General features: G+C 61.7%; 9 protein-coding genes. All 9 read left to right on the forward strand.

From position 1 onward, the window contains the following. Positions 1 to 2 precede the first annotated feature (2 nt). From FBY01_RS05305 to FBY01_RS05345, 9 genes are read left to right on the forward strand one after another with little or no spacing between them, the layout of a single operon-like run. Positions 3 to 3068 carry a virulence factor SrfB gene (locus FBY01_RS05305; protein WP_010465128.1) on the forward strand — a complete coding sequence of 1022 codons (3066 nt, stop codon included), beginning with the start codon at positions 3 to 5 and terminating at the stop codon, positions 3066 to 3068. Continuing rightward, on the forward strand, positions 3065 to 5776 hold the full coding sequence (locus FBY01_RS05310; RefSeq protein ID WP_145306578.1) for a putative virulence factor: 2712 nt from the start codon (positions 3065 to 3067) through the stop codon (positions 5774 to 5776). Before FBY01_RS05305 ends, FBY01_RS05310 begins: the two co-directional genes overlap by 4 nt. 3 nt (positions 5777 to 5779) lie before the next feature. After that, positions 5780 to 6796 (forward strand): hypothetical protein, encoded by a 1017-nt coding sequence (locus tag FBY01_RS05315; RefSeq protein ID WP_145306576.1) that lies wholly within the window; start codon positions 5780 to 5782, stop codon positions 6794 to 6796. After that, positions 6796 to 8787, forward strand: a complete 1992-nt coding sequence (locus FBY01_RS05320; RefSeq protein WP_145306574.1) for a vWA domain-containing protein — start codon at positions 6796 to 6798, stop codon at positions 8785 to 8787. The genes FBY01_RS05315 and FBY01_RS05320 overlap by 1 nt, the downstream gene beginning before the upstream one ends. Before the next feature lie 10 nt (positions 8788 to 8797). After that, the gene (locus FBY01_RS05325; RefSeq protein ID WP_010465137.1) at positions 8798 to 9499 is read left to right on the forward strand and encodes an ABC transporter ATP-binding protein; all 702 of its coding nucleotides are present in this window, start codon (positions 8798 to 8800) and stop codon (positions 9497 to 9499) included. Next, positions 9483 to 10706 (forward strand): ABC transporter permease, encoded by a 1224-nt coding sequence (locus FBY01_RS05330; RefSeq protein ID WP_145306572.1) that lies wholly within the window; start codon positions 9483 to 9485, stop codon positions 10704 to 10706. Before FBY01_RS05325 ends, FBY01_RS05330 begins: the two co-directional genes overlap by 17 nt. Next, a complete protein-coding gene (locus FBY01_RS05335; RefSeq protein WP_077748589.1) occupies positions 10696 to 12240 on the forward strand; it encodes an SUMF1/EgtB/PvdO family nonheme iron enzyme in 1545 nt (514 codons plus the stop codon). Before FBY01_RS05330 ends, FBY01_RS05335 begins: the two co-directional genes overlap by 11 nt. 45 nt (positions 12241 to 12285) lie before the next feature. Then, entirely contained in the window at positions 12286 to 13017 is a 732-nt protein-coding gene (locus FBY01_RS05340; RefSeq protein ID WP_010465143.1) for a hypothetical protein, read from the forward strand. 4 nt (positions 13018 to 13021) lie between these two features. Then, on the forward strand, positions 13022 to 13528 hold the full coding sequence (locus tag FBY01_RS05345) for a hypothetical protein (RefSeq protein WP_010465145.1): 507 nt from the start codon (positions 13022 to 13024) through the stop codon (positions 13526 to 13528). Positions 13529 to 13568: the final 40 nt, after the last annotated feature.

A 13568-nucleotide genomic window follows, 5' to 3' on the forward strand; every position in this document is an offset into this window, starting at 1 on the left:
ACATGTTGCCTGAAGTCACCCAATTCGAAGACACCGTCACGCTCGTCAGTGACACCGGTATCCAGTTCATGGATTTCGCCCTGCGCCTGGATCCTCGCAAGGAACCGGCGGGCGAGTTCGCGCCGATGATCAGCGGGCTGATCTGCCGGCTGATGTACAACGAAGAGAAAGACTTCTACTTCTACGAGCCCGAACCGGAAAAGGTCGAGAAGGCCAAGCCGGCGTTCAGCGTCGACATGAAAAGCAGCCTCGAGCTGCTGGACGGTGTCTGGCTGCCGACGCCGTTTTTCCGTTTCATGCCGCCGCACCGCTTTGACGAAGGCCCGACCAACTGGTCGCGGATGCGCCTGGTGAAACTGGCCACGCCAGACATCGACGGCAACACCCATCGCCTGACGATGGCGTTCGACAGCCGCGTCATGCCCAAGCGTGACGGCACCGCCTACCTGGCGCCGAACGAAGAAGACATCAGCTCCGGCGTGTCCTTCAAACTGGCGACCAAGGCCAGCGAAACCCGTTGGTTCCTGGCCCAGCCATGGGTCAACGAATGGCTGCTCGAAGTGTTCAACGAAGGCAATGCCCATCGTTCCCGCGAAGAGCTGGACATCGACATCCGCGCCAACCATCACCTGGCGCACTACCTCAACCTGCTGAGCCTGTTGAGCACGCCGTCTGCGGCAGCGCAGTCGACCGCCAGGCCGAAGGTGGAAATCCCTGAGCTGAAAGTGGTGGCCAACGACAGCAATGGCCTGGTCAAACCGATTCCGGTGGACCTGGTGCTGGACGTCGGCAACTCACGCACCTGCGGCATCCTGATCGAGAACCACGGTCAGGCCGGCTCCGGGCTGAAGCAGAATTACGTGTTGGAACTGCGCGACCTGATCACCCCCGAACACACCTACAACCTGCCGTTTGAAAGCCGTGTGGAGTTTGCCCAGGCGTATTTCGGCAAGGACCACTGCTCGGTCAAGAGCGGCCGTCACGATGCGTTCCAGTGGGCGACGATCGCCCGGGTCGGCAACGAGGCCAGCCGTCTGGCCAGCCGCCGTCGCGGCACCGAAGGCTCGACGGGCCTGTCCAGCCCGAAACGTTACCTGTGGGATGAAAACGCCTACGGCCACGGCTGGCGTTTCAACTGCTCGTACATCAAGACCGACAACGAGCCCTACGCCACCGCCGCGCCGTTCTCGCACCTGATCAACGAAACCGGCGAGGCGCTTTACAGCCTCGAAGAAGACGATCGTCTGCCGGTGTTCATGCCGCGCTACTCGCGCAGCTCGCTGATGACCTTCATGCTCGCCGAGGTGCTGGCCCAGGCGCTGTCGCAAATCAACAGCCCGGCCCAACGCTCGCGCCAGGGTCACACCCGCGTGCCGCGCCAGCTCAACAGCATCACCCTGACCGTGCCACCGGGCATGCCCCAGGCCGAGCGCAGCATCCTCAATGAACGCATGCAGCAGGCCATCGGCCTGGTGTGGAAAAGCCTTGGCTGGCACGCCGGCGAGGAAGATCCGCATCAGGATCAGGCCGTCAGCCCGCGCACGCCGATCCCGAGCATCCGTGTGGAATGGGACGAAGCCTCCTGCGGCCAGTTGGTGTACCTGTACACCGAGGTCAACGAGAACTTCGCCGGTCACCCGGAAGAGTTTTTCGACACCATCGCCCGGCCAGACAAGACCGACCGTGAACGCATCACCCTGGCGACCATCGACATCGGCGGTGGCACCACCGACCTGGTCATCACCGACTATCGCCTCGACCGCGCCGGCAACACCGGCAGCGGCAGCAATGTGCACATCGTGCCCGAGCAGCGTTTTCGCGATGGCTTCAAAGTGGCCGGCGACGACATCCTGCTGGACGTGATTCAGGACTTCATCCTGCCGAGCTTCGAGAAAGCCTTGCAGAACGCGGGCGTGAAAGCCCCGGATTCGCTGATGTCGCGGTTGTGCGGCGACGAATCGGTCAGCGCCCAGGACATGATTCTGCGCCAGCAACTGAACCTGCAGGTGTTCGCACCGCTGGGCCTTGCGTTGCTTAAGGCCTACGAGCATTACGACCCGCAAGTCCCGCAGGAAGTCAGCCCGCAAAGCTACCGCCAGTTGCTGGGCGACAACGCGATCAGCCAGACCGTCCTTGACTACGTCAACGCCGCCGTGCGCCGTGATGTCGGGGGTCAGAGCGGTTTCGACCTATACGAATCGCTGATCGGCTTCGACCTGCAAAAGCTCCACGCCGCGTTTCTCAACGATCAGATCAACATCACCAAGATCCTCGGCGCACTCTGTGAAGTGGTCGCGCACTATCCGTGCGATGTGCTGCTGCTGACTGGCCGCCCTTCGCGTCTGCCGGGCATCCAGGCGTTCATTCGCAAGGTTCTGCCGCTGCCACCCGGGCGCATTCTGGCGCTGCAAAACTATCGCACCGGCGGCTGGTACCCGTTCCACAAGAACGGCCGCATTGACGACCCGAAAAGCACCGCTTCGGTGGGCGCGATGTTGTGCCTGTTGTGCGCCAACCACAGCGTGCCGAACTTCTACTTCCGCTCTTCGGCGCTCAAACCGTATTCGACGGTCAAGCACATCGGCGTCATCGACCTGAACAACGTGATCAAGGATGCCGACGTGCTGTACCGCGACATCCAGTCCGAAGACTACAAAATCAAGTTGCCGGAAATCGGCACGGGCGATGACGCCGACACGCCGCAGCTGGAAATGCGCGGCGACCTGCGTCTCGGTTTCCGGCAGTTGGCCGCTGATCGCTGGGCGGCTTCGCCGCTGTACACCCTGCGGTTCACCAAGGCCGGCCGGGAAAAGTTCTCCCGGGCGATTGGAGAAAACGGCAGTGCACCGCTGCTCAAAGTGCGCTTCGAGGTCAAGGCGGCCGACAAGTACACGCGCAAGCAGGATCTGGTCAGCGATCGCCTTTCGGTTCGCGACATCGAATCCAACAGTAACAACGTCAACTTCAACCCGCGCAGCGACCTCGAGCTGGAACTCAACACCATGCTCGACGCCGGCCTGAGCGAGACCAAGTACTGGCTCGACAGTGGAAGTGTGAAACGCAAATGAATGACCTGACCCCCGAACAAACTCAGCTTTCAGCCCGCTGGGCCGCTGTTTATGAAGGTGCCGGTCAGGCGCTGGAATGGATTGGCCAGACACGCGGCAACGCACCACGGCTGGACAGCGAAGCCGACAACCTGAACATCCGCCTGCACCGCGCCCGCAACCTGGCCCACAGCCTCGGTCGCGTGGCCTGCACGCCGATGACCATTGGCTTTTTCGGCTTGTCCCAAGCCGGCAAGTCCTACTTGATTTCGGCCCTCGCGGCCGGTCAGAACGGCAAACTGGAAACCGATTTCGGTGGCCAGCGCCTGGACTTCATCAAGCACATCAACCCGGTGGGTGGCGGCAAGGAAGCCACCGGCCTGGTGACGCGCTTCAGCCGCCGCGCCACGCCGAGCCAGGATCCGCAGTTCCCAGTCGAACTGACGCTGTTCAAGGAAATCGAGCTGGCGAAGATTCTCGCCAACTCGTGGTTCAAGGACTTCGACCTTGAGCGGATCTCCTACGAGATCGACGAAGCGCGCATCCAGCGCGTGCTGAAGCCGTTTGAAGGGCGCGAGACCGGGCCGCTGCAACCGGGCGTCAGCGCTGACGATCTGGTGTCGCTGTGGGATTACCTGCGCGATAACTTCCGCAATTCGGTGAAGAAGCTTGAGCACCTGTATTGGCCGACGGCGCTGCAACTGGCACCCCGGCTGAATTTCCAGGAACGTGCCGAGTTGTTCTCCATCCTCTGGGGTGAGCAGAGCGAGCTGACGCGCGTGTACCAGCAATTGGCCGGCGCGCTGCACAAGCTGGGCCTGCCCGAGACCGTCTTCGCGCCATTGAAGGCTTTGGTAAGTTTCGAAAACGACACCTACAGCCAGCGCGACAGCATCATGAACGTCGACATCCTCGAGCGCTTCGGCAGCCCGCGGGACTTGCCGATCGACGTGCGGCCCCGGGTCGGCGGACGCCTGCAAAACAGCCAGGGCATCCCGGTCGCGCAACTGGCTGCACTGACCGCCGAGATGACTTTCGGGTTGATCGAAGCCCCGGCGGACGACATCGTCAACCAGGTCGACTTGCTGGATTTCCCCGGTTATCGCGGGCGCAAGAAGCTGCACGAGATAGCCGACTCCAACGACCCGGAATCCGCCACCAAGGACAACTCCGTCTCGCAGCTGATTCTGCGTGGCAAGGTCGCTTACCTGTTCGAACGCTACACCGACAACCAGGAAATGAACGCCCTGGTGGTCTGCACCGGCTCGACCAAACAGAGCGACGTCAACGACGTCGGCCCGGTGCTGACGCGCTGGATCGAAAAGACTCAAGGCGCCGACGCGGCCGCCCGCAGTAAACGCGACACCGGTCTGATCTGGGCCCTGACCATGCTCGACCTGCGCATCACCAACTCCCTGAGCCTGACGCCTGATCAGTACGACGAGAGTTGGAACGGCATGGTCAAGCTGACCATGCTCGAACGCTTCGGCAGCCTGAGCTGGATGAACGACTGGGCCGGCACGCCGTTCCAGAACACCTTCCTGGTGCGTAAACCGCGCATGGATGCCGCATTCATCGTGCAAGACGCCAGCGGCGCCGAAACCGGCCTCAATCCCAGCTACCTGGAGCGCGTCGACGCCCTGGGCACAAGCTTTGCCGGCAACGAACTGGTGTGCAAACACATCAACAATCCCGCCAACGCCTGGAAAGAAATGCTGCGCAACGATGACGGTGGCATCAGCCATTTCAGCGGCAGTTTCAAGGGCGTGGCCAACATTGAATTCAAACTGCAGCGCATCCGCGAGCAGCTCAGCGAATGCCTCGAAGGCCTGACCACTCACGGCCTGAGCACCTGGTATCACGCCGACGGTGACGGCGCCGCAGCCGCCAAAAAAGCCCAGGCGCAGATGATACTGACGGGCCTGGGCCGTCGTCCGGCCGTGCTCGGCGAGTTCATCGATGAACTCGACATGCCCAGCGAGTCGGTGCGCGACCTGTACCTCAGCGGTGTATACGAAACCGATGACGCGCCCGCCACCAGCGATGAGCCGGCCGCGCCGACACCGAGCCAGAGCCTGTACGGCAACGACGCCGGGTTCGATTTTGATTTCGGCGACGACCTGAGTCACGACACACCGGCCGCCAGTAAATCCAACACCCCGACGCCGGAACTGCAAAGCAACGAACACCGCTTCGCCAAAGCCGCGTTCAAGGCCTGGATTGCACACCTGCGCGAACTGACCACCCGGCAAAGCCTGCTCACCCTGCTAGGGCTGGAAAAGGCGTTGATCGAAGCCGTGGTCGACGAATTGATCACCGCCGGTTACCGCCAGGACTTGCCCGGCCAACTGAGCCGTGCGGTGCTCAAGCGTGCACAAAGCGGCGCTCGGCGCGATCAACTGGTCGAACGCCAAGTGCTGGAAGTGCAACGCGTGCTGCGCGATTTCGTGTCCTGGTTCGGCTACCTGCAGAAACCGGTCAACGAGCGCCCGAACAGCCGTGCCGGTGCCAAGGCGCCGTTGTTCTCGTTCTATACCGACATCGGTCCGGGACAAGTGCCGGTGTTGCCGCCGCAACCGGCGAACCAGGCGCAGCGGTATCTGGGTGACTGGCTCTCGGGCCTGGCCTACATCACGCAGGACAATGCCGGCCATGGTGCCGGTCGCGAAATCACCCCTGAACAGAATGAACGGCTGGGCCATGTGCTCACAGCCTTCACAGCGAGATAAGCAATGCCAATTCGTGTCGACCTGCTCGCCTTAGAACCCAACGTGCCTGGCCAGGCGTGCCTCACTGTGAAGAAATGGCAGGGTGGCGAAGAACAGCTGGAGTTCTCCATTCAGCGTAATCAGGACGGGTTCTACCTCCAGGATCAGAAAGCCTGGAGCAGCAATCCGTTCTGGTTCAAGGTCTCGCGCTTCAGCGTTGCGACCAGTGGTGAAGCCCTTGAAGCCCAGGTCGGCCCGGAAGTAGTCGACCCGCTGCTCGAAGGCGGCACCAACTCGCAATTCATGATTGAGCTGCGCGAACAGAGCCAGGGGCACACCGACAAAGGCGTGGTCCGTCCAGGCGTCGGGTTGCTGCCGTCCACGGCCGGTGGCCAGACGCGTTCGACTTACGGTGGTGCAGACTTGAGCGCACCTGCTGCACCGGAACCCGAAATTCCAGAGCTGCCGGAATTGGTCCTGAACACCGCCGAGCCAGAAATCGAACTGGAATCGGTGCCCAACGAACCCGCTTACTCCCCGCCTCCACCCCCGGTAAAGAAAAGCAAAAAAGGCCTCATCGGCCTCGCGCTCGTCGTGCTGTTGCTGGTGGCCGCAGCGGCCGGGTTCTGGTTCTACAAACGTACTCCGGTCCCCGCCCCGGCCATCGCTGCCGCCGTACCAGCCGGTGCCGATGCGCAAGCCTGCACCCTCGACAGCATGAACAGCCTGCCCGAGCTGACCTTCGTCCAGACCTGCATCAAGGCCGCGCCCGACAGTGCCAAGTTGCTGGAGATCATCAACGAAGCCAAGGCCGGCAAACACTGCGGTGTTGCCCAGCGTCTGTACGCCAACCGTGCCCAGGCCGGTGACGCGCTGATCGCCAACGCCTATGCACGCGAGTACGACCCTAAATACCTGAAAGCCAGCGAGTGCTTCCCGGCCGCGGACAACGCCACCGCCGCCTACTGGTATGAAACGATCCTGACCCAGGACCCGAACAACGCCGAAGCCAAGCAGCGTTTCGAGGAGTTGCAGAAGTGATGCGTTCTCCCCTGAGTCGTTTCCTGCTGAGCGGCGCCGCGCTGTTGGCACTGTGCATCAGCCCGTTGTCCCAGGCCGAAGACAAACCGCTGATCCAGGCCGGTAAAAAGACCTTGTTCCAGCGCGTACTGACCACCCCGGGCTGCAAACTCAGCCCGACGGCAGGCGGCGCGGCAGGCGATGCGCAACCAGTGTTCAGCCGCTTCTACGTTTATGAGCGTGCTCAAGCGGCCAACGCCGAGTGGCTCAAAGTCGGCCCCGACAGTTACGGCAAAACCATTGGCTGGTTGCCCGCCAGCTGCACCACCGACTGGAAAATGCAGCTGACACTGGCGTTCACCAACCCGGCCAACCGCGACCGGCTGCTGTTCTTCAAGGACCGCGCCACTGTCGAGGGCATCCTTGATGCACCGGACCCGGTGAGCAAAGTCGCCCCGCTGCGGGCCACGCTGAAAAAGGGCAAGCAAGCACCGGGCGTGCTCGCCGAAGAACCTGAATATTTCGTCGACCTGCAAAAGCAGTTCTACCTGCTGCCGGTCCTCAGCGGCGAAGAAGTGATGACCGAGGGCGGTTTCCGCACGCGGTTGTTGAACGTCGCATCGGTCAGCAAGCCCGATGACCAGAACACCAAGGGTGGTGCGGCCAACAGCGCGGCCGGTGGCAAGGAAGCCGAGGACAAGGCGGCCAACCAACTGAAGGAATTCACTGCAGCGGTGGTGTTTGTCATCGACTCGACGATCTCGATGGACCCGTACATCGACCGCACCCGCGAGGCGATCCGCAAGGTCTATCAGCAGATCGAATCGCAGAACCTCGGCAAGCAGGTCAAGTTCGGCCTGGTGGCGTTCCGCTCCAACACCCAGGCGGTGCCAGGCCTGGAATACACCACCAAAATGTATGCCGACCCGACTCAAGTGAAGGACAGTTCCGACTTCCTCGCCAAGGTCGCCGACCTCAAACAAGCCAAAGTATCGAGCAGCAGTTTCGACGAAGACGCCTTTGCCGGTGTCATGGAGAGCATCGACAAGGTCGACTGGAGCCAGTTCGGTGCGCGCTACGTGGTGTTGATCACCGACGCGGGCGCCATCGAAGGCGACGACAAGCTGTCGAAAACCGGTTTGAGCGCCTCGCAGGTTCGCCTCGAAGCCGCCAACCCGGGCGTGGCGATTTACACCCTGCACCTGAAAACCCCGGCCGGAATCAAGGACCACGCCAAGGCCGAGGCGCAGTATCAGAATCTGTCGACCTACCCGGGCACCAACACCTCGCTGTATTACCCGGTGAACGCGGGCGATATTCAGGAGTTCGGGCGCAAGGTGGATTCGCTGGCCACCGCGATCACCTCGCAAGTGAAAGCCGCCTACATGGGCGAAGACGCCATTGGCAGCGCGGTGAACGCCAAGCAGGACCCGGCCGAGAAGAAAATGCTCGAAGACGCGGCGCTGATCGGCCACGCCATGCAACTTGCCTATCTGGGCGAGAAGACCAACAGCAAGGCACCGCCAGTGTTCAAGGCGTGGATCACTGACCGTGACCTGATCAAGCAGAACGTCCCGACCACCGACGTGCGGGTGCTGCTGACCAAATCCCAGCTCAGCGACTTGAGCGACGTGATGAAGCAGATCCTCGATGCGGCCAACGAAGGCCTGATCTCGCCGACGGAAATGTTCGAGCGCCTGCGCTCGGTGGCCGCCACCATGGGCGCCGATCCCAATCAGCTCAAGCAGAACGGCAACACCAAACTGGCGGACATGGGCGTGCTCGGCGAGTACCTCGAAGACCTGCCGTATCAGAGCGAAGTGCTGAACCTGGACGAAGAAACCTGGAAGAGCTGGGATGGCCTGGCGCAGGAGAAATTCATTCGCACGCTCAATACCAAACTGCGGCACTACCAGCGTTACAACGCTGACGTCGACCGTTGGGTGGCTTTAGCCAAGGACAGCGATGCACGGGACAACGTGTACCCCGTGCCACTGGAAATGATGCCTTAACGAGACGCCGATGCTCGATATCAAGAACCTGCTGGTGCGCCGAGGAGAAGGTGCGCTGGCTCATCATGTGCGCCTGCCGCACCTGCACGTCGGTGCCGGGGAAATACTCGCCATCACCGGCGAGAGCGGCAGCGGCAAAAGCACGTTGCTCGAAGCCATCGGCCTGTTGCTGGCGCCGATAGAGCTCGAGCGTTTTCGGCTGGGCGCAACGCAGGATCAAGACATCGCACAATTGCTGGCCAGCGATGACCAGCCGGCCCTGGCGGCGGTGCGTTCGCGGCACTTGGGATTCATTTTGCAGAGCGGCGGTTTGCTGCCGTTTTTGAGCGTGCGCGACAACATCAGCCTGCCCCGTCGTTTGCTCGGCATGCCGGTCAAGAGCGCGCACATCGATCACGCGGTTGAGGTGCTGCGCCTGCAAGGCTTGCTGGATAAACACCCTCAAGCGTTGTCGATCGGTGAACGCCAACGCGTGGCCTGCGTGCGGGCGATTGCCCATGAGCCGCTGCTGCTGTTGGCCGACGAGCCGACAGCGGCACTCGATCCGCACAGCGCCCGGCGCTTGTTTGAATTGTTGATGAGCCTGGTGTCGAGCATGGGCCTGAGTGCGCTCGTTGTGTCCCATGACTGGGCCTTGCTGAAGGATTTCGGCTTGCCGCGACTCGGCGCTATCAGCCGTCAGGGAGAGACTCTGTTTGAACCGATGGACTGACCGCTTGCGCCTGCTCGCAACGCTGGCCCTGCAAGACCTCTGGCACGACCGCAAGGTGTCGTTGTGCATCGCCGCCTCGCTGGTGGCGGTGATCGCGCCGCTGTTGCTGCTGTTCGGCCTCAAGCACGGCGTGGTCAGCCAGTTGCAGGACGAACTGCTGCGCGACCCGCGCAACCTTGAAGTAAAGATGCTCAGCAACGGCAACTACGACAGCGCCTGGATCGAACGTGTGCGCCAGCGTCCCGAGACCGGATTTGCCCTCGGCCAGACCCGCTCGCTCAACACCCAGGCAGACTTGCTGATGGGCATGCAACGGTTTGTCGAAGGCGCGGAAATCATCGCCACCGAACCCGGCGACCCGCAGTTGAACCTGCCACACCTCAACCCGACCGGCGACCAAGTGATCCTCAGCGCCCGCGCCGCGCAACGCTTGCAGGCCAAGGTCGGCGACCGCGTGCAACTGCGCGTGTTGCGCCGACTGGAAGGCGTCAACGAGCGCGGCGAGATGACGCTGACTGTGCTGGCAGTGCTCGACGGCGCTCGTTTCGGCCGCGCAGCCGGGTTTGTTGCCCCGCCGTTGTTGCTGGACCTGGAGCGCTTTCGCGACGGTTATCAGGTCAGCGCATTCGGCATCGAAACCGGCAAGCCGTTGGGTGATCTGCAACCGCTGTATGCCCGCGCCCGCCTTTATGCCCGCGACATCGATCAAGTGGCGCCGCTGGAACGCTGGCTCAACGAACAACACATCGAAACTTCAAGCCGACTGGCCGACATCGACAACGTCAAAGCCATCAACCATGTGCTGGGGCTGATCTTCGGGGTTATCGCCCTCGCCGCGCTGATCGGCTGTGTGGCGTCGATGGTCGGGGCGTTCCTGGCCAACATCGACCGCAAGCGCAAAAGCCTCGCGGTGCTGCGCCTGCTGGGTTTCAAACGCACGGCGGTCGCCGGTTTCGTGGTCTTGCAAGCGCTGGTGCTGAGCCTGGCCGGCTACCTCGGTGGATTGGGCTTTTACGCTGTCGGCAGCCATTTGTTCGACTACCTGCTCGGCAGCAGCCAGGCCACCGGCACTTTTGTTTGCCACATCACACTCTGGCACGGCCTCGCCGCCCTGCTCCTGACCTTTCTGGTCGCTGCACTGGTGGCCGTGATCGGCGCCGTGCGAGCGATCAACATCCAACCTGCGGAGAGTCTGCGTGAGCTATAAACGTTTTGGCTTGCTGTTGCCCCTGAGCCTCGGCTACCTGCTTGACGCTTCGGCGGCGGGCTGGGAAGAGAAGTATTACAACCCGATGCCCGAGGCCAGCGACGTCGTGCTGCCGATGCCGTGCGAAGGCTCGATGGTGTTTCGCAAGGTGTTCATTCCGGTCGCCGGACCGCTTGACGACTACCCGATCAACATCGGTCAGGACGGCGCGGAATACGGCTACGTCGAACAGACTCGGCCGACCTTCATCGCCGGCAGTTTCACCGGCGCCAAGAATGACAAATCCCGCTACTACCTGATGGCCAAGTACGAGATGAGTCAGCTCCAATACGCCGCGCTGACCGAAGAAACCTGCCCCACCGCCGCCACCAAAATGCGCCTGCCGCAAGTGTCCGTGAGCTGGGTGCAGGCGGTCGAAGCGGCCGACAAATACAACCTGTGGCTGCGCAAAAACGCGGCCGGCAAATTGCCGAAAGAAGACGGCGCACTGGGCTTCCTGCGCCTGCCGACGGAAGTCGAGTGGGAGTTCGCGGCGCGCGGTGGCCTGGAAGTCGGCGCAGCGGAATTTCGCGATACGCGCTACCCGATGCCCGACGGTATCAACGCCTACGAGTGGTTCGCCGGGGCGCAATCGTCTAACGGCAAACTGCAATTGTCCGGCCTGCAAAAGCCTAATCCATTGGGCTTGCACGACATGCTCGGCAACGTCGACGAGATGATGTTCGAGCCGTTCCGCCTGAACAAACTCGACCGCCAGCACGGCCAGGCCGGTGGCTATGTGGTTCGTGGCGGCAACTACCTGACCGCCCAGGCCGACCTGCGCACCGGCTTGCGCAAGGAAGAGCCGTACTACAACGCCGAAGGCCAGGTGAAAAACAAAACCACCGGTATGCGACTGGTGCTGGTCTCGCCGACCCTGACGTCCCGCGAGCGTGTCGCCAGCATTGAAAGCAGCTGGAAGAAACTCGGCACCGGCAGCAAGGAAACCGAGTCGGCTGATAAAGGCACCGTTCAGTCACTGAACACCCTGGCCTCGGGCGTCGAAGACAAGGCGCTCAAGGAAAAGCTTCAGGCGCTGGAAAACCAATTGCGCGCCAGCAACCAGCAGCAAGAAGAAACCCGCGACCAGGCGATCCGCGCCAGCCTCAACCTCGGTGCGTTCCTGTGCACCAAGATGCTCGACGACGGCCAGTACGTGGACTTCTTGCAGAAGAACTACAAGCTGAACTGCGAATCTGCCGATAAAGACGCCAGTTGCGACATGCGCAAAGGCAAGCTCGACGAGCAGAAGGATCGCCTGCACAAACTCAGCCGTTACTACGCCAGCAGCCTGGTGGAATCGGCAACCTTGTATGGCCAGCCGCTGCTGGAAGCGCAGGTGCCGGTGATGGAAGAAATCATCACCCGCAACAAGCAGCTGCAAGAACTCAAACCCTATTTGCGCACCCACTGGGCCAATCAGAAGACCTTCCTGCAAAAGCAGAAGATCGACACCGATGCCTGGCTGACCAGTTGCAAAACCGTCACTCAATAACTTACTCAACAACAACAGCCAACACCGTCACCAAGGAGTTTCACCATGTCGCGCAGCCTCTGGACTCGCTTCAAGCTACAGATCGCTTTTGTCATCACTGGCAGCCTGTTGCTGACAGGTTGTGCCAACACCGGCAGCTCGATGCTCGGTGGCAGCGAGGGGGCCGACCCGCGTCTGACCCAAGGCAATGACGCAGAGTTTTTCAGCAAATCCGGTTACCAGGCCTGTGCGGTCGGCGCCGGTGTCGGCATCCTCGGTTGCGCACTGTCCAATAGCAGCAACAAGGCGGTCTGCGCCATCGCCGCCGGTATTACCGCGTGTGGCGTGGCCATGGGCGCGAACTATTACCTGGATCAACGTCGCAGCGAATACTCCGACACCACCACCCGCCTGGCGAAGATGAACAGCGACGTCGAGCAAGACACCCAGAACGTGATCGCCCGTACCGCGACCGCTCAGCAAGTCATCAATGATGACCAGGCGCAAATCGCCCAGATCAAAAAAGACATCGCCAACAAGAAAGTCGACAAGGCCAAGGCCCAAGTGCAAATCGCCGAGATCGATTCGAACATCGCGCGCCTGCGTAAAGACCTCGGCAACATGCGCACCAAGGTCACCGAGTACACCAAAGTGGCGGATGCCGAGCGTGCACAAGGCGCCGGTGCCGAGATCAAGCAGGTGGACATGAACATTTTGAAAATGAACCAGAAAGTCGCCGCCCTGCAAAAGGAAGTCGACGGTCTGTACAACCAGCGTTCCGCGATCACCCTGGGCTAAGCACATGACTCTACGACAGCTGGCGGTCCTCACCGCCGTCCTGGCCCTGAGCGGTTGCGCGACGAAGCCGGGCGAATGCGATGCGACCAATCGCGACAGCAGCATGCTGACCAAGATGAACTGCGACTACTCTGGTGGTTATAGCGACCAGGTCAAACAGAAGGAACTGGCCCTGACCGCGTCCCGCCAGGAAAACGCGATGTTCCGCCAGGTGTACGAGAACATTCAGGCCCAGCAGCTCAGCACCAAGACCGACCTGGCCAGCCAGCAGAAGTCCCAGGCGGCGCTGAACCAGTCGCTGGGCCAGTTGCTGACCTCGCTCAAGGCCCGGCATGGCAACCAAAGCCAGGTGCAGAAGCAGATTGCCGGGCTCGAGCAGCAGCTCAAGGCCTCCCAGGCAGCGCCCGTGACCAAGACCTCACCCGCGACGCTGGCTGCCAAGCAGGAACAACTGAAGGCCTTGCAGAAGAAAGTGAATCAGCTGCAATTCAGCCTCGGTTACGAAGAGTAACTTTTCACCCCGCAGGCCTGCCGATGGCGGCCTGCACCCT

Origin of the sequence: Pseudomonas sp. SJZ077, from assembly GCF_007993905.1 — a bacterium.
In the GTDB taxonomy this organism is placed as follows: domain Bacteria; phylum Pseudomonadota; class Gammaproteobacteria; order Pseudomonadales; family Pseudomonadaceae; genus Aquipseudomonas; species Aquipseudomonas mandelii.